At 67.3% G+C, this 16,477-nt stretch carries 14 protein-coding genes and 1 tRNA gene; 5 read left to right on the plus strand and 10 right to left on the minus strand.

Annotated features, from left to right (window positions below; translation table 11 throughout):
* Positions 1-3: 3 nt before the first annotated feature.
* The 5 genes from BST13_RS13595 to BST13_RS13615 all read right to left on the minus strand — a co-directional run bounded on the left by BST13_RS13595 (position 4) and on the right by BST13_RS13615 (position 5,212).
* Positions 4-447, minus strand: a complete 444-nt coding sequence (locus BST13_RS13595) for a universal stress protein (RefSeq protein ID WP_083164558.1) — start codon at positions 445-447, stop codon at positions 4-6.
* A gap of 293 nt (positions 448-740) precedes the next feature.
* Entirely contained in the window at positions 741-1,595 is an 855-nt protein-coding gene (locus tag BST13_RS13600) for an acyl-CoA thioesterase (RefSeq protein WP_083164559.1), read from the minus strand.
* Positions 1,595-4,168 (minus strand): excinuclease ABC subunit UvrA, encoded by a 2,574-nt coding sequence (locus BST13_RS13605; protein WP_245839591.1) that lies wholly within the window; start codon positions 4,166-4,168, stop codon positions 1,595-1,597. Before BST13_RS13605 ends, BST13_RS13600 begins: the two co-directional genes overlap by 1 nt.
* 145 nt (positions 4,169-4,313) lie before the next feature.
* Positions 4,314-4,384: transfer RNA gene (locus BST13_RS13610), tRNA-Cys, on the minus strand.
* 60 nt (positions 4,385-4,444) lie between these two features.
* On the minus strand, positions 4,445-5,212 hold the full coding sequence (locus BST13_RS13615; RefSeq protein WP_083164561.1) for a DUF899 domain-containing protein: 768 nt from the start codon (positions 5,210-5,212) through the stop codon (positions 4,445-4,447).
* 88 nt (positions 5,213-5,300) lie between these two features.
* Between BST13_RS13615 and BST13_RS13620 the strand changes: the two genes are divergently transcribed.
* On the plus strand, positions 5,301-6,032 hold the full coding sequence (locus BST13_RS13620; protein ID WP_083164562.1) for an MgtC/SapB family protein: 732 nt from the start codon (positions 5,301-5,303) through the stop codon (positions 6,030-6,032).
* Between the two features lie 6 nt (positions 6,033-6,038).
* Here the strand turns inward: BST13_RS13620 and BST13_RS13625 are convergent, their stop codons facing one another.
* From BST13_RS13625 to uvrB, 3 genes are read right to left on the minus strand one after another with little or no spacing between them, the layout of a single operon-like run.
* Positions 6,039-7,433 (minus strand): MFS transporter, encoded by a 1,395-nt coding sequence (locus BST13_RS13625; protein ID WP_083164563.1) that lies wholly within the window; start codon positions 7,431-7,433, stop codon positions 6,039-6,041.
* Positions 7,434-7,478: 45 nt separating this feature from the next.
* On the minus strand, positions 7,479-8,390 hold the full coding sequence (locus BST13_RS13630) for an alpha/beta hydrolase (protein ID WP_083164564.1): 912 nt from the start codon (positions 8,388-8,390) through the stop codon (positions 7,479-7,481).
* Between the two features lie 5 nt (positions 8,391-8,395).
* The gene (gene uvrB / locus BST13_RS13635; protein WP_083164565.1) at positions 8,396-10,555 is read right to left on the minus strand and encodes an excinuclease ABC subunit UvrB; all 2,160 of its coding nucleotides are present in this window, start codon (positions 10,553-10,555) and stop codon (positions 8,396-8,398) included.
* Between the two features lie 67 nt (positions 10,556-10,622).
* On the opposite strand from uvrB, the gene BST13_RS13640 reads away from it, so the two are divergent.
* Both BST13_RS13640 and BST13_RS13645 read left to right on the plus strand, forming a co-directional pair.
* Positions 10,623-11,129, plus strand: coding sequence for a ribonuclease FAU-1 family protein (locus BST13_RS13640; protein ID WP_211296089.1), 507 nt, complete (start codon positions 10,623-10,625; stop codon positions 11,127-11,129).
* 11 nt (positions 11,130-11,140) lie between these two features.
* Positions 11,141-11,674, plus strand: coding sequence for a hypothetical protein (locus tag BST13_RS13645; protein WP_083164567.1), 534 nt, complete (start codon positions 11,141-11,143; stop codon positions 11,672-11,674).
* Here the strand turns inward: BST13_RS13645 and coaE are convergent.
* Positions 11,671-12,846 carry a dephospho-CoA kinase gene (coaE, locus tag BST13_RS13650; RefSeq protein ID WP_083164568.1) on the minus strand — a complete coding sequence of 392 codons (1,176 nt, stop codon included), beginning with the start codon at positions 12,844-12,846 and terminating at the stop codon, positions 11,671-11,673. The genes BST13_RS13645 and coaE overlap by 4 nt on opposite strands.
* Before the next feature lie 134 nt (positions 12,847-12,980).
* Positions 12,981-14,420, minus strand: a complete 1,440-nt coding sequence (gene rpsA / locus BST13_RS13655; RefSeq protein ID WP_029373057.1) for a 30S ribosomal protein S1 — start codon at positions 14,418-14,420, stop codon at positions 12,981-12,983.
* A 111-nt stretch (positions 14,421-14,531) separates the two neighbouring features.
* On the opposite strand from rpsA, the gene BST13_RS13660 reads away from it, so the two are divergent.
* Both BST13_RS13660 and BST13_RS13665 read left to right on the plus strand, forming a co-directional pair.
* Entirely contained in the window at positions 14,532-15,785 is a 1,254-nt protein-coding gene (locus BST13_RS13660) for a PrsW family intramembrane metalloprotease (protein WP_425437017.1), read from the plus strand.
* 54 nt (positions 15,786-15,839) lie between these two features.
* Entirely contained in the window at positions 15,840-16,475 is a 636-nt protein-coding gene (locus tag BST13_RS13665; protein ID WP_083164569.1) for a LysE family translocator, read from the plus strand.
* Positions 16,476-16,477 lie beyond the last annotated feature (2 nt).

The raw sequence follows: 16,477 nt of genomic DNA on the forward strand, positions 1-16,477 counted from the left end.
CCGCTAGCTGGTGTGGACGATGAGCACGTCGGTCTTGGACCGGCGTGCCACGTTCGCGGGCACCGAGCCGAGCAGCCGGCCGGCGATGGTGCTCAGGCCGACGTTGCCGACCACCAGCAGGTCTGCCTTGACGTCCTCGGCGAGTTCTACCAGGGCGTCCACCGGGGCGCCGACGACCGGGCGCTCCTCGATCTCGGTGGCACCGGCGGCCTTGGCACGCTCCGACGCCTCGCGCAGGATGGCGTAGATGGGGGCGTTACCCGCCATCTGGTAACCCTCGTCCTTGAGCACGTCGGCGGCGCGCTGGTCCTCGCTCTGGGGGAAGTACGCGGTCGCCACGATCAGCTTCGCGTTCGACCCGGCGGCGATCTGACCGGCGCGGTCCACAGCACGCAGCGACGAATCAGATCCGTCCGTACCAACCACCACGGTGCGATAGGCGCTCATCCATACCCTCCCAGTGTCAGTTGCAACGCCATCCGCGACAGTAACCCGGTGCCGGCTGAAGACGGGCACGATTCACGACACCCGTACGCACAACCGGCAAAACAACCGGCGTTCTCCGCCCGGTGGCGTCTACCGGGTCTGATGTTAACCGCAGCGGCCGCCGAATCGACACCAACCGTGATCCACGCTACGCGCGCCGTCCCGACGTAGCCAAGGCCCGGCCGGGGGTCAATTCATGACCCAGCTCACGTTCTGCGATCAAAGCCCTTACCCACCAACAGCTTTGACGATACTCAGCGCGCCCGGTCGCGACCGAAGTACAACTCCTGGGTGGCAGTGCACACAAGTTGGCCCGCGCGGTTGTACATCGTCGCGCTGCTAAGCCCGCGCCCGTGAATTCCGCTGGGCGACACCTGATCGGAGAGCACCCAATCCGACAGGTCGGCAGGCCGCTGGAACCAGACCGCGTGATCGATGAGCGCCGAGAAGGATGCGAGCTGGGAGGTCCGCCGCATCGTCAGCGCTGCCTCCAGCATGGTGGTGCCCGAGACGTAGGTGAGCAGGCAGCTGTTGAGGATCGGATCATCGGGCACCGATTCGGCTGGGCGCCACCACATTCGGGTTTGGCCCACAGGCGCGGGCAGCTCCAGTGCCAACCTGGGCGGGGCGTCGACGTAGCGCCGCTCGATGGCTTGCGGCAGCACCCAGAATCCGCCGAACTCGTCGGCGTACGCAGTCAGCTGATCCTCAACCGCGGGTAGCGTTTCCGGGTCGGGAACCTCGGGCAGCGCCCGCTGATACTCGGCGCTGTCGACAGGTGCACTGAACGAGGCCAGTGCCTCCAGCAGGATTTCCCCGTCCTGGTGCGCGGTGATCTGCCGCGTCGACAACGTGCCCCCGTCACGCAGCCGCGCAACCCTCATCTGCACCGGGTACCGGGCATCGCCGGCCCGCAGCAGATAGACGTGCACACTGTGTGGCAACCGGCCCGCCGCGGTGCGACTGGCCGCCATCAGCGCCTGCGCGGCGATGTGACCACCGATGATGTGATGGTCGGCATTGTCGATCTGGTCGGCGATGAACGTGTCGTCACCGGATGCGGTGAGGTCCAGAGTCGTGAGGATGTCGGCGAGCTGCGGCAGGGGCATCAGGCCGGGCTCGCCGCCAGCTTCAGCGCCTCAGCCAGGTAGGGCGCACTCGCACTGTCGGCGTGCGTCGACGCCTGCACCGGTGTCCCGGTCGCGACCACACGTCCACCATCTCCTCCGGCACCCGGGCCGAGGTCGATGACGTAGTCGGCCTGTGCGACCACCCGCATGTCGAGTTCGACCACCACCACCGTGTTGCCCGCGTCCACCAGCTTCTGCAGGTGCACCATCAGCCGGTCGGTGTCGGCGGGATGCAAACCCGCGGATGGTTCGTCGAGCAGGTAGAGCGCGTCGCCGCGGTGTGCCCGTTGCAGTTCGGTGGCGAGCTTGACGCGTTGGGCTTCGCCGCCGGAGAGCTCGGTCGCGGGCTGGCCCAGCCGCAGATACCCCAGCCCGACATCACAGAGCACCGTCAGGGAGCGCAGGATCTCGGCTTCCCCTTCGAAGAAATCGCGGGCCTGCTCGACACCCATCTCCAGGATCTCGGCGATGTTGCGATCACGCCAGGTGATCTCCAAAGTGCTTGCCTTGTAGCGAGTTCCGTCGCAGTCAGAGCAGGGGGTGTAGACGCTGGGCAAGAACAGCAACTCGACCATCACCCACCCTTCACCCTCACACGTCGGGCAGCGTCCCGACGCGACGTTGAACGAGAACCGCCCGGCCTTGTAGCCGCGGCGCCGCGATTCCGGTGTCTCGGCGAAACGACGACGGATGTGGTCGAACATGCCGGTGTAAGTGGCGACGTTGGACCGGGGTGTGCGGCCGATGGGTTTCTGATCGATGCTCACCACACGTCGCAAGCCACCGATGTCGCCGACGATCTTGCCGTCGACCGGTGCGGAATCGCCTGCCAGCAGCAGATCGTCGTCATCGGACGTATCGTCGGTCGCACCCGTCACGGGGGCGCCCAGGTACTCGGCGACCAGCGTCGGCAGCGCCTGACTCACCAGGCTGGATTTCCCGGCGCCCGAGATTCCGGTGACGGCGGTCAGACATTTCAGCGGGAACGACACTGCCACGTCGTGAAGGTTGTTGCGGCTCACGTGTTCCAGCCGCAGCCAGCCACTGGGCTCCCGCGGGGTGCGCGAAACTGGCTTCGTCAAACCGAAAAGGTAACGCCGCGTGGAGGATTCGTCTACTTTCCGCAGACCTTCCGGTGGGCCGCTGTAGAGGATCTGGCCGCCGCGCTCGCCGGCTCCGGGTCCGATGTCCACCAACCAGTCTGCGGCGCCGATGATGTCGAGCGAGTGCTCGACGAGGAAGACGCTGTTACCGCGTCGCTTGAGCCCCTGCAGAATCCCCAGCAACGCGTCCCGGTCGCGTGGGTGCAGACCTGCCGATGGCTCGTCGAGCACGTACACCACGCCGAACAGCTGTGACGACAGTTGGGTGGCCAGGCGCAGCCGCTGCAGTTCACCCGACGACAACGTCGGGGTGCTGCGGTCCAACGACAGGTAGCCCAGGCCCAGATCCATGATCGGGTGCAGCCGCTCGAGCAGTTCGGCCGCCAAACGTCCGGCGGCGGCCCGTTTTTCGACGGCGATGTCGGAATCCGCGTGGTGCGCCGGGGTGCCGGCGGCCACGGGTTCCAGCAACTCGGCAAGCCGGATCAGCGACAGCCCAGAGAGTTCGGCGATGTCGAAACCCTCGAAGGTGACCGACAAGGCCTCGGGCTTGAGCAACTTGCCGTCGCACGTCGAACAGACCGCGCCGCGGACGAACTGGGAGACGCGCTTCTTCATCTGCGCGCTCTTGGTGTTGGCGAAGGTGTCCAGGACGTAGCGCCGGGCGCCGGTGAACGTGCCCTGGTAGCTGGGCTCCATCTCCATGGCCACGGCCCGACGCGTCTGCGCCGGGGTGAACCCCGCATACACCGGCACGGTTGGCCGCTCGTCGGTATAGAGGATCCAGTCCCGATCCTTCTTCGGCAGGTCCTTCCACGGCGTGTCGACGTCGTAGCCCAGCGACACCAGGATGTCGCGCAGGTTCTGCCCGTGCCATGCCGCCGGCCACGCCGCGATGGCCCGGTCGCGGATGGTCAGCGACGGATCGGGCACCATGAGTTCCTCGGGCACCTCGTACACCCGGCCGATGCCGTGACAGGTCGGGCACGCGCCCGGCACGGTGTTCGGGGAGAAATCCTCCGCGAACAGCATGGGCTGGTCCGCCGGATAGTGCCCGGCACGCGAGTAGAGCATGCGGACCAGGCTCGACAGTGTCGTCACGCTGCCCACCGATGACCGGGCGCTGCCCGCGCCACGCTGCTGCTGCAGGGCCACCGCGGGGGGCATCCCCTCGATGGAGTCGACGTCGGGAACACCCACCTGGTCGATCAGTCGACGTGCGTACGGAGCCACCGATTCCAGATAGCGGCGCTGCGACTCGGCGAACAACGTGCCGAATGCCAGTGATGACTTGCCAGATCCCGACACACCGGTGAAGACCACCAGTGCGTCCCTCGGAACATCGACGTCTATGTTCTTGAGGTTGTGCTCGCGGGCGCCGCGCACCTGGACATCGGCCGGTATGTCCGCCGACCGCTCATCCCACGGCCGCTCCAACGATCTCGTCACACCACGCGACCCTAGCCGCGACTCGAAAGGGTGGGAGAACCCGTACCGAGACCTACCCCGGTTGGGCGTCACGGCCACGATCGGGGCGGCCGGGCGGCACCTCGACGAGCGTCGAGATACCGCCCGACTTCCCCTGACCCATGCGAGCGAGTGACGGGATTCGAACCCGCGTTAACGGCTTTGCAGGCCGGTGCCTAGCCACTCAGCCACACCCGCAGTGCCCATCACAGTGCCAGCCGCAGCCTCGCCCGCCTACCGTTTCGATCTTGATGATCGCTAACCCTCGTCCGCCCCGACCGGCCTGCCCACCGCCGGACCGCCTTGGGGCCAACCGGCGGGCGAGTCCTCCCAAGGTTCCTGGCGGCCGTACGGCGTCAGATCCAGGAACGGATAGCCCACGGCGGAATGATCCAGACCGCGGGCATACGCCGAGTACGTGTGGAACACGTCGTCGCCGCGACGCAGGAAGACGCTGGCACCGGGCCAGTCGCCGCGCAGGTCGGCATCCGTCCATCCGTCGGCGTGCAACTCGTCGAGCGACTTGTAGTTGTATTCGACCGGCGCTCGCGAAGGATCGAGCGTCACGTGGTAGTCGTAGGTGAAATCGTTGTCGCGAGACGAGTACCACGGGAACGTCCAGCCGTGCTGATCGCGGTAGGCGGCGATGCTCGCATATGGCGCCCGCGATACGCATGCGAAGGTGACATCCTTGCCGTGCAACAGCTTTCGGTCCTCATCGGTGAACGTCAGATCCGCCGCGGCGGTGCAACTCGGGCAGCCGGCGTCGACCGCGTCGATCCACATGAAGTGGTGAATGTAGAGCTGGCTGCGCCCCTCGAACATGTCCAGCAGGCTGACCTCCCCGTCGGGACCCTCGAACACGTAGTTCTTGGTGACCGGCACCATCGGCAGCCGACGGCGTTCGGCGTTGACGGCATCGCGCAGGTGGGTCACTTCGCGTTCGCGGGCCAGCAGCTTGGTACGCGCCTGGAGCCACTCCTCCCGAGTGGCGACATCGGGATAGGCAACGGGTTGTGCAGACATGAGTTCGCTCCTCGTCAGTTGGCGGCCTATGCCAAAACAGACCTCAGACGCGGCCAAAAGTCATCGTGCGCACGCTAACTTCTTCGATATGGATCTCTGGCTGGCCGACCCGGCGTTCTTCGGCGGTGCGGGGCAAGGTTCCCGTCAGATCGCCGAGCTGTTCGTCGCGTTCGGGCTGACGGCGTTGATCGGGCTGGAACGCGAAGTCCAGGGCAAAGCCGCCGGGCTGCGTACCCAGACCATTGTCGGTACCGCGGCCGCGCTGATCCTGTTGGTCAGCAAGTACGGCTTCGGCGACGTGTTGGCCACGGGTTTGGTGGTCGTCGACCCGTCCCGGGTCGCCGCCCAGATCGTCTCCGGCATAGGGTTTCTCGGTGCCGGCATCATCATCGTCCGACGCGGGTCGGTACACGGCCTGACCACCGCCGCGGCGGTCTGGGAGTCCGCGGCGATCGGAATGGCCGCGGGCGCCGGGCTTTTCCTGCTCGCCTGCACGGTGACGGCGATGCACTTCCTGATCGTGCTGGGTTTCATGCCCGTGGTCAGACGACTCACCGCACGCCTGGGCGGATCGGTCCGCATGCATGTCACCTATGCCGACGGTCGCGGTGTCATGCACCAACTGCTGCAGGCCTGCGAGCGCAGGCAATGGCAGCTGACGGATCTGGTCGCCGACGCCCCGCAGGGTTCGCCCGGCGGGGCCGGTCAGTGCGGGGTGATGCTGACGCTGTCAGGCAGCGGGATCCTCGCGGCATCGACCGTGCTGGCCGGCATCGACGGGGTCACCGCAGTCCACCAACTCGACACCGACGCGGAGTAGGCGTCGTCAGCGGCGCGCGGCGCGGGCCGACGCCACCGCACCCAGTGCGGCCAGCACCGCGAGAGTGACGAAGAGGCACCTCGCGGCGAACACGTCGCTGCCGTCCGCCAGGTTGACCACCACGCCGGTGAGCCCCGCACCGAACGCCCCGCAGATCAGCTGCACGGTGTTGATGGCCGCCGCCGCGGCCGGCCCTTCCGCCGGGTCGTCCACACTGCTCATCGCCCAAGCCGACAAATGTGGCCAGGCACTGCCGATGCCGATGCCGGCGAGCAGCAGGGCGACAGCCCACCCCGCCACCAAACCGGGCGCCATCCCGGCGCGCACCAGCACTGCCGCCGACGCCAGGCCCACCGCCACCACCAGCGGCGCCAGCGCCACCGTCCGCACCAAGCCCCGCTCGTTGCGGACGGACGCGCTGACAAGCTCGCCGACGGTCCAGCCGACCGAGAGCACCGCGCCGAAAAAGCCCGCCACGACCGGCGTGAGGTGGGCCAGCCGTTGGGCGAACAACGGCACATAGGTGTCGACCATGGTTGCGGCCATCAGTACGCCCAGGGTCAGGTAGATCCATTTCAGCGGGCCTGCCCCGAAAGCGCTGGGCGGCAACACAGTCGACGCGGCCCGCCGGTCGACCACCAGGAAGCAGCCGACCAGTGCGAGACCGACCACCAGCATCGCCACGGTGGCCCGCGGGTCGTGCGGAACACCGGCCACGCTGACCGCCATCGCCGCCGAGCCCAACAGCACCAGCGACCACACCGGGATACCCGGCACCGGCGGGCGCGATTCGGCCCGGTCCCGACCGGGCAGTGCGAACGGCACCAGCACCGCCATCGCCGCGGTCAGCGCTGCGAGCACCCCGAACGCCCACCGCCACAGGCCCCACTGCGCGAACAACCCGCCGGCAGCCGGGCCGATCACCGTGCCCACCCCCCACATCGCCGAAACCAGCGCGGAAGCCTTGGTCCACAAGCTCTTCGGCAGCGCGGTGTTGATGACGGCGTAGCCCAGTCCGGCCAGCAACCCGCCTGCGAAACCCTGCACCGTGCGGCTCGCGAGCAGCAGCGGCATGCTGGGCGCCAGGGCACAACCCAGGCTCCCTGCGCAGAACACCGCAAGGCCGAGCAGATACGCGCGCCGCGGGCCCATCCGCATCAGCACCGAGTGCACCGTCGTCGCCGCGACCACCGACGCCACCAGATACACCGTGGTGACCCACGCGTACAAGCGGTGACCACCGATGTCGGTGACCGCGCTGGGCAACAGGCTGATGGTGATGAACTCGTTGGTGGCGTACAGCAGCACGCCACCGGCCAACACGGTCGACGCGCCAAGGTGTCTGGCCCCCAGGAGCTGCCGCCAGGTGCCCTCGGCTTCGGCCGTCACGGTCTCGGTCACGGCAGTGACGTTAGGAGCTCAACAGCCGTTGAGGTCAAGGTCGGCTCATTTCCGTCCCGCGGTGGCCCAGCTGACGTGCCCGGCGATCAGGTCGTACACCTGCCGAGTGCTGTCGCCGGCGTTGCTCATGATGTTGTAACCATGGTCGACACCGCGTACTTCGTGATACTCGGCCAAAGCCCCGACGGCATCCAGCTTCTGCGCGTAACGCCAGGCCTCGGCCCGCAGCCGGTCGTACTCGGCGGTGATCACGAGTGCGGGCGCGATGCCGTCGATACCGTCGGCGTTGTCCCGGTAGGCCGGTGAAGCCAGCCGATCGACACGTCGCGCAGGATCGGGGATGTACGCGGTGTCGAACACCTCACCCATCCACGGCCGCATCACGGCCTTGCCGCCCAGCGGCGAGCTCTTGTCCCGAGTCGCGGTCACCAGATCCAGCGGCGGATAGTGCAGCACCTGCAGGGCGATGCCGGGGCCGCCGCGCTCCAGGGCCAGCCGTGCCGCTGCAGCGGACAGGCTGCCTCCCGCGCTCTGCCCACCGACGCACAGTCGGGTGCCGTCCCACTCGCGCTCGGCGTCGGACGCCCACACCAGGACGTCGTAGATCTGCTCGACGGGCGCCGGAAACCGGTGCTGCGGGGCCAGCACGTAATCGGTGTTGACGACAACGACATTCGCGTGCGCGGCGAGGTAACGGCACCACGGATCGTCCTGGTCACGGTGCCCCACGACGAAGCCGCCACCGTGCACATTGACGTACACCGCGGGGGTGGCACTGCCGGCCTTCGGCCAGTAGATGGTTGCCGCGGTATCGCCGTACCGGGTCGGAATCGCCACCGACGTTGTGTCGCCCGGGATTTCGGGGAAGCGGACACCGGGTTTGGGCTCCGGGTTGACGGTGGACGAGAACAGACGCGCGAGAGCATCGGCCACCAGGGGCGTGGACAAGATGGACACGGGGGCTATTTAAGACCCGCCGCGTCCATACCCCGCAACTCCTTTTTCAGGTCCGCGACCTCGTCGCGGATGCGGGCGGCCAGCTCGAACTGCAGGTCGCGCGCCGCAGTCATCATCTGCTCGGTCAGATCCTTGATGAGATCCGCCAATTCGGCCCGCGGCATGTTCGACGTGTCGCGGCCCTCGATGATGCCCGCGCTGACCGCGCGGCCTGGCGCGCCTTGCGCCCGGCGACCGCGGGACGCGTTGCGCCCGGACCCACCGACCTCGACCGCCTCGGTATCGTCGGCCTCGCGGTAGACCTGGTCGAGGATGTCGGCGATCTTCTTGCGCAACGGCTTTGGATCGATGCCGTTGGCCTCGTTGTAGGCGATCTGCTTGGCTCGGCGTCGCTCGGTCTCGTCGATGGCCTCACGCATCGAATCCGTGATCTTGTCGGCGTACATGTGCACCTCGCCGGACACGTTGCGGGCCGCGCGACCGATGGTCTGGATCAGGCTGCGGGTCGAGCGCAGGAACCCCTCCTTGTCGGCGTCGAGAATCGCCACCAGCGACACCTCCGGCAGGTCGAGACCCTCGCGGAGCAGGTTGATGCCGACCAGCACGTCGTACTCGCCCAACCGCAATTGCCGCAGCAGCTCGACCCGGCGCAGGGTGTCGACCTCGGAATGCAGGTAGCGCACCCGGATGCCGAGTTCCAACAGATAGTCGGTGAGGTCCTCGGCCATCTTCTTGGTCAGGGTGGTCACCAGGACACGCTCGTCGCGTTCGGTGCGGATGCGGATCTCGCCGATCAGATCGTCGATCTGCCCCTTGGTGGGCTTGACGATCACCTTGGGGTCCACCAACCCGGTCGGGCGGATGACCTGTTCGACGAACTCGCCGCCGGCCTGGCCGATCTCGTACGGGCCGGGGGTGGCCGACAGGTACACCGTCTGACCGATGCGGCTGGCGAACTCCTCCCAGGTCAACGGCCGGTTGTCGACCGCGGACGGGAGCCGGAAGCCGAAGTCCACCAGGTTGCGCTTGCGGGACATGTCGCCCTCGTACATGCCGCCGATCTGCGGAACGGTCACGTGAGACTCGTCGATGACCAGTAGGAAATCCTCGGGGAAGTAGTCGAGCAGGCAGGCCGGTGCCGAACCAGCCGGGCGTCCGTCGATGTGGCGTGAGTAGTTCTCGATACCCGAGCAGAAGCCGACCTGCTTCATCATCTCGACGTCGTAGTTGGTGCGCATCCGCAGCCGCTGGGCCTCAAGCAGTTTGCCCTGCCGCTCCAACTCGGAGAGCCGCTCTTCCAGCTCCTCCTCGATGGTCGCGATGGCACGTGCCATGCGCTCGGGCCCGGCCACGTAATGGGTGGCCGGGAAGATCCGCAGCGAATCGACCTGGCGGACGATGTCACCGGTCAGCGGATGCAGGTAGTACAGCGCCTCGATCTCGTCGCCGAAGAACTCGATGCGGACCGCCAGCTCTTCGTAGGACGGGATGATCTCGACGGTGTCGCCACGCACCCGGAACGTTCCGCGGGTGAACGCCATGTCGTTGCGGTTGTACTGGACGTCCACCAGCAGTCGCAGCAGACCGTCGCGGGGCACCTCGTCGCCCACGTTCAGCTCCACCGAGCGGTCCAGGTAGGACTGCGGCGTACCGAGGCCGTAGATGCACGACACCGAGGCGACCACCACGACGTCGCGCCGCGACAGCAGGCTGGAGGTCGCCGAGTGCCGCAGCCGCTCGACATCGTCGTTGATCGAGCTGTCCTTCTCGATGTACGTGTCGGTCTGCGCGATGTACGCCTCGGGTTGGTAGTAGTCGTAATACGACACGAAGTACTCGACCGCGTTGTGCGGCAGCATCTCCCGAAGCTCGTTGGCGAGCTGCGCGGCAAGTGTCTTGTTCGGCGCCATCACCAGGGTGGGCCGCTGCAACCGCTCGATGAGCCACGCCGTGGTGGCCGACTTACCCGTACCGGTGGCGCCGAGCAGCACCACGTCGCGTTCTCCTGCCTCGATGCGGCGTTGCAGCTCATCGATGGCGGCCGGCTGGTCACCGGCCGGCTCGTACTCGCTGACCACCTCGAACCGGCCGCCGACGCGGACCACTTCGTCGACAGCGCGATACTCCGAGTACGCAAGCACGGGATGTTCGGTCGCGAAGGCCATGTTCACCAGGGTAGAACTGACCTCCGACAACTTCCTGGGGTGTTCACTGCCCGCGTAGGCTGACCCCATTCACCCGCCCAAGCACGAGACATTCGACCTGGTCGCCCGCACGAACACCGACCCGAAAGGGATCGTGCGGGCAGTCGACGTGTACACCGTCGAACCCTGGGGCCTGTACCTCGCGCGTCCAACGCCGGGCCGCGCGCAGTTCCACTACCTGCAGTCCTGGCTGCTGCCGTCGCTGGGGCTGCGGGCCACGATCTTCCACTTCAACCCGGGCCATGAGCGCGACCAGGATTTCTACCTGGACGTCGGCCGGTTCACCGCGGGCGACACCAGGTGGTATTCGGAAGACCACTACCTCGACCTCGTCGTGCGCACGGGGATCGGCGTCGAGCTCGACGACGTGGACGAACTGATGACGGCGGTGCGCCACGGCCTGCTCAGCCCGGAGACCGCCGAGCGGGCCATCGAGCGCGCCGCGGGCGCCATCGACGGCCTCGCCCGCAACGGCTACGACCTCGACCGGTGGCTTGCCGGCAACGGCATGGCCCTCACGTGGCCGACCTTGTAAGGTCGGCAATCATGAGCCCAACTAAGTACGCCGGGGTGACGGCTGCCGTACTGGCAGGACTGCTCTTCGGCGCGCAGTTGATACCCGCCGTCGCGGGAGCGGATCCCGACGCCCCACCCCAGCCAAGCGCGGCGCCGCAGCCGGACCAGCAACTTCACAACGCCACTTACCGGGCCAGGATCGACGGAGTGTCGCGCAACGCGATGGTCTCCTACAAGCTCGACGACAACAACATCAACAGCGCCAACCCGACGATGCTGCCGGGCCGGGTCTTCGAGGCCACCGGCGTGGTGTCCAATCCGCAGCTCGCCGGCATGACGGTGTCGATCGACTGGCCGTACTCGGCGAACCTGCACTGCGAGATCCTGGTGGACGACCAGATCGTCGCCCAGGCCGACACCTGGGTCGCACCGCGGCTGACACGGCCGCACGACGACCCGACCTACGGCAGCCTGGCGTGTGGCGCCCCGCTGTCCCCCGGCACCGGGCCCGTCGACGCCGCGGTACCGCCGCCCGCCGCCGTCGCGCCGCCGCCCGCCGGTTAGGGCTGCCAGCCGGTGGTGTCGGCCCAGAGCCAGGCCCGCTGGTAGGCATCCATGAACCACGGTTCTTTCGCCTCGGTATAGTCCGGCGCGCCCATCGCGGCCCGCTTGACCTCGAGATACTCCGGCTGCACCGCCGGATTGGCCGCCAGCCAATCCCGGAACAGCAACGCGAACCGCTGGTTGTGCCAACCGTCCACCCGCACATGCACGTTGGTGGGCCGGCCCGGGTCCGCCGAGGCGTGAAAACGCTTGTGCCACACGGTCGGATCTTCCGAATGCGGCCGGGAATGCCGATTGTCGTACGTGATCGAAGCGATCCGCGGATAGCCTGCGGCCAGCAGCGGCTCCTCGAGTTCGTCGGCGATCTCGAGGGACCTCACCGTGATCTGGATGTCGATGACATCCTTGGCGTCCATCCCGGGCACCGCCGTCGAGCCGATGTGATCGATGCGGACCGCGCGGTGCCCGCAGGCCGTGCTGAGCCGGGCGATGATGCGACGCGCCTGATCGGGCCATGTCGGGTCGTACGGCACCACCTTGGGCACAACGTGCGCGGGCCTGCGCTCCTGCAGATTGTGCGCGAACGGCAGGATGCGCTCGTGCCAGAGGCCGCGGGCCTGCTCGACGAGCGCACCGGCGGACCCGGAGTTGTCCAGCCACACGTCGGCCACCGCACGGCGCTGCTCTTCGGTCGCCTGCGCCGCGACGCGGGCCCGCGCGTCCTGCTCGCTGAAGCCGCGGTATTCGATGAGCCGCTGGACCCGCGTCTCGACGTCGGCGTTGACGATCACCACCAGCGGGAACATCGGCGCCATCTGGGACTCCACCAGCAGTGGGATGTCCTCGACGATCACGGCATCGTCGGCCGCCGCTGCGATCAGCTCCGACCGCCGGTGCGCCACCAGCGGGTGCACGATGCCGTTCAACGTCGCGCGCTTCTCGTGGTCACTGAAGGCGACCGCCGCCAGGGCCGGCCGGTTCAGCGCGCCGTCCGGCAACAGGATGCCGTCCCCGAACGCCTCGACCAGCTTGGCCAGCCCCTCGGTGCCGGGCTCGACCACCTCCCGCGCGATGACGTCGCCGTCGACGACGATGCCGCCGAGGTCTGCGAATGTGGCGGACACCGTTGACTTTCCGGCGCCGATCCCGCCGGTCAACCCGATACGAAGCACTGGGACACCATATCCCGTCGCCGAATGTGAAGTAGGTGGCGACTTTTCGCGGAAAAGCCGCGATCTTCTTCACGTTCGCCGGCACCGACAACAAATGCCCCGGCCGTGGGCCGGGGCATTTGTTGTTGCGTTACTTAGGCGTTGCCCGCGAGCTTCTCGCGCAGCGCAGCGAGCTGAGCATCGCTGGCCAGCGTTCCGCCGGTCGATTCCTCCGAACGCGACGAACCGTTGGACACCGGGGCACTGGCGGCCTCGGCCTCTGCAGCGGCGAACTTCTCCATCTGAGTGGTGTGCATCTTGTGGCGGCGCTCGGCCTCGGCGTACCGGGCCTCCCACTCGTCACGCTGCTTCTCGAAGCCTTCGAGCCATTCGTTGCTCTCGGCGTCGAAGCCCTCGGGGAAGATGTAGTTGCCCTGCTCGTCGTAGCTGTCGGCCATGCCGTACTTCGACGGGTCGAACTCCTCGGTGTAGTCCTCGTTGGCCTGCTTGAGGCTCAGCGAGATGCGGCGACGCTCCAAGTCGATGTCGATGACCTTGACCATCGCGTCGTCGCCGACCTGGACCACCTGGTCCGGGACCTCGACGTGACGCTCGGACAGCTCCGAGATGTGCACCAGACCCTCGATGCCCTCCTCGACGCGGACGAACGCACCGAACGGCACCAGCTTGGTGACCTTGCCCGGCACGATCTGACCGATCGCGTGGGTACGGGCGAAGTGGCGCCACGGGTCTTCCTGAGTCGCCTTGAGCGACAGCGAAACCCGCTCGCGATCCATGTCGACGTCGAGCACCTCGACGGTGACCTCGTCGCCCACCTGAACCACCTCGGACGGGTGATCGATGTGCTTCCAGGACAGCTCCGAGACGTGCACCAGGCCGTCCACACCGCCGAGATCGACGAACGCGCCGAAGTTGACGATCGAGGACACGACACCCTTGCGGATGGCGCCCTTGGTGAGCTGGTTGAGGAACTCGCTGCGCACCTCGGACTGGGTCTGCTCCAGCCAGGCGCGGCGGCTCAGCACCACGTTGTTGCGGTTCTTGTCCAGCTCGATGATCTTGGCCTCGATCTCCTTGCCGATGTACGGCTGCAGATCGCGGACGCGACGCATCTCGACGAGGGAGGCAGGCAGGAAGCCACGCAGGCCGATGTCGAGGATCAGGCCGCCCTTGACGACCTCGATGACGGTGCCCTTGACGGCCTCGTCCTTCTCCTTGAGCTCCTCGATGGTGCCCCAGGCGCGCTCGTACTGAGCCCGCTTCTTGGACAGGATCAGGCGGCCTTCCTTGTCCTCCTTGGTGAGAACGAGGGCCTCGACCTCATCGCCCACGGAAACGACCTCGTTGGGGTCGACATCGTGCTTGATGGAGAGTTCGCGGGAAGGGATGACACCTTCGGTCTTGTAGCCGATGTCGAGCAGGACCTCGTCACGGTCAACCTTGACGATGGTTCCCTCGACGATGTCGCCATCGTTGAAGTATTTGATGGTTTTGTCGATGGCGGCGAGAAAGTCCTCAGCCGAGCCGATGTCGTTGACGGCTACTTGGGGCGAGGTGACGGAGGGACTTGGCATGTGGTGGGTTGCTCCGGACAGGTTTACTCGTAGGGACAGTTGAACAGTTGATATTGGTGACCGGTGGGTGCGGACAAACTGCGCACACAGGTACTTAACGAGAGTACTCGACTGGGCACACGCAGGACAAACCCGGTCCCCATGGAACCTCGCCGCTACCCTTCGATCGTGGCGTACTCCCCGATGCAGTTCCCACCCCCCTCCCCTGCACCGACACCTCAGGCACGCCCCTGGCTGCCGGTCACCGGCCCCATGCCGCGCCCGATCCGCAAGGTGGGGGCGCCGCTGGGGGTGCTGATCGCGTTCGGCGTGCTCACCGGCCTGCTGGTGTTGTTGTTCACGGTGATCAACCCCGTGGGCGCCATCGTCGGTTTCGTGTTGTCCACCGCGACCATGACCCTCGTGGTGTTCGCCTACCTGTGGCTGGACCGCTGGGAGCCAGAACCACCGCGACTGCTGCTGATGGCCTTCGGGTGGGGCGCATCGATCGCGGTGCTGATCTCGCTGGTGGTCGGCCTGATCGGGGATTCGGTGCTGGCACCCGGGACTTTCCTGCCCGAGAGCGTCGACTCGACCGCGATCCGGGCCCCGTTCATCGAGGAGGCCGCCAAGGGCGCGTTCCTGCTGCTCATGATGACCGGCCGACGCCGCAACGAGCTCAATTCACTGACCGACTGCCTGGTCTACGCCGGGCTCGTCGGGGTGGGATTCGCCTGGCTGGAAGACATCATGTACATCGCCAACGCGGACTCGCTGGCCGGTTCGCTGGTGACTGCCGGGATGCGGCTGATCATGGGTCCGTTCGCGCATCCACTGTTCACGACGATGACGGCGATCGGGGTGTATTTCGCCCTGCAGCAGCGCTCGCCGGTCACCAGATTCTGTTGCGTGCTGACCGGATACCTCGGCGCGGTGGTCATGCACGGGTTGTGGAACGGTTCGTCACTGCTGGGCGTGGGCGCCTACTTCGTCGTCTACGTGGTCTGGATGGTGCCGATCTTCGCATTGATGATCGCGGTCGCCATCGCCAGCCGCCGCCGGGAACAGCGCCTGGTCGCCACCAAACTGCCCGGCATGGTCGCCGCAGGCCTGATCACCGACAACGAGGCGACCTGGCTGGGATCACTGCGCACCAGGAGGGGCGCGATCAACGAGGCGACGCGCGCCGGCGGCCGCCCGGCGGGCAAGGCCGTGGCCCGATTCGCCGCGTCCGTCGTGGAGCTCGCGTTCGTCCGCGACCGGATCGACCGCGGATTCGGCGACCAGCGGGTCTACGCGCTGCTCAACGAAGAGGTCTATGCCGTCGCCTCGGCCCGGTCCGCTGCGCCGATCCTGGGCTGGTTGGCCAACTACCGGGCCGCCTGATCAGGCCGCGCTGCCCCGCACTAATCGCTTGCGCTGCGCAGCGATACTTTTCCCATGCTCGCCCACATTCTCGACGTCCTGCCGGCGTTCCTGATCGCATCGGTGATCCTGGCCGCCCTGCCCGGACCGGCGACGGTGTTGTTCCTGCATCGCTCGGTGCGCGACGGCCGGGCGGCGGGGCTGGCGGCCGTGCTCGGCAATGAGATCGGCATCTTCGGATGGACGTTGGCCGGCGGCGCGGGCCTGTCGATGCTGCTGACGGCCAACAAGGTGCTGTCGCTCGTGCTGCACGTCGTCGGCGCCGCAGTCCTGGTCTGGCTCGGGATCAGCGCATGGCGCAGCGCCAAGCATCCGGCCGACATCGAGGTGCCGCTGCCGCCGCGCGGACGGACTCCGGCCGCGGCCTTTCGCGCGGCACTGGTGTCGATCGCCGCCAACCCGAAGGCGGCGGCGTTCGGCATCGTCGTGCTGCCGCAGTTCCTGCCCAAAACAGGTCCCGTGCTGCCCACCCTGCTGGTACTGGCGGTCATCCAGCTGGTCGTGGACACCTCGTGGTGCGTCGGCGTCGTGATGGCCGCCCACCGGGCACGAAACATCCTGGGCCGCGCCCACATTCGTCGCCGCATCGAACGTGTGATGGGTGCCGCGCTGGTGGCGCTGGGCCTCGGCCTGGGGGCCGACGCCCGCTAGTC

Origin of the sequence: Mycobacterium aquaticum, assembly GCF_002086485.1 — a bacterium.
Taxonomy (GTDB): domain Bacteria; phylum Actinomycetota; class Actinomycetes; order Mycobacteriales; family Mycobacteriaceae; genus Mycobacterium; species Mycobacterium aquaticum.

Bases quoted from the DNA above. Each gene is read 5' to 3' on its own strand.
- BST13_RS13595 (WP_083164558.1), bottom strand. From the start codon at position 447: ATGAGCGCCTATCGCACCGTGGTGGTTGGTACGGACGGATCTGATTCG.
- rpsA (WP_029373057.1), bottom strand. From the start codon at position 14,420: ATGCCAAGTCCCTCCGTCACCTCGCCCCAAGTAGCCGTCAACGACATC.
- BST13_RS13620 (WP_083164562.1), top strand. From the start codon at position 5,301: ATGGATCTCTGGCTGGCCGACCCGGCGTTCTTCGGCGGTGCGGGGCAA.
- BST13_RS13600 (WP_083164559.1), bottom strand. From the start codon at position 1,595: ATGCCCCTGCCGCAGCTCGCCGACATCCTCACGACTCTGGACCTCACC.
- BST13_RS13615 (WP_083164561.1), bottom strand. From the start codon at position 5,212: ATGTCTGCACAACCCGTTGCCTATCCCGATGTCGCCACTCGGGAGGAG.
- BST13_RS13665 (WP_083164569.1), top strand. From the start codon at position 15,840: ATGCTCGCCCACATTCTCGACGTCCTGCCGGCGTTCCTGATCGCATCG.
- BST13_RS13645 (WP_083164567.1), top strand. From the start codon at position 11,141: ATGAGCCCAACTAAGTACGCCGGGGTGACGGCTGCCGTACTGGCAGGA.
- uvrB (WP_083164565.1), bottom strand. From the start codon at position 10,555: ATGGCCTTCGCGACCGAACATCCCGTGCTTGCGTACTCGGAGTATCGC.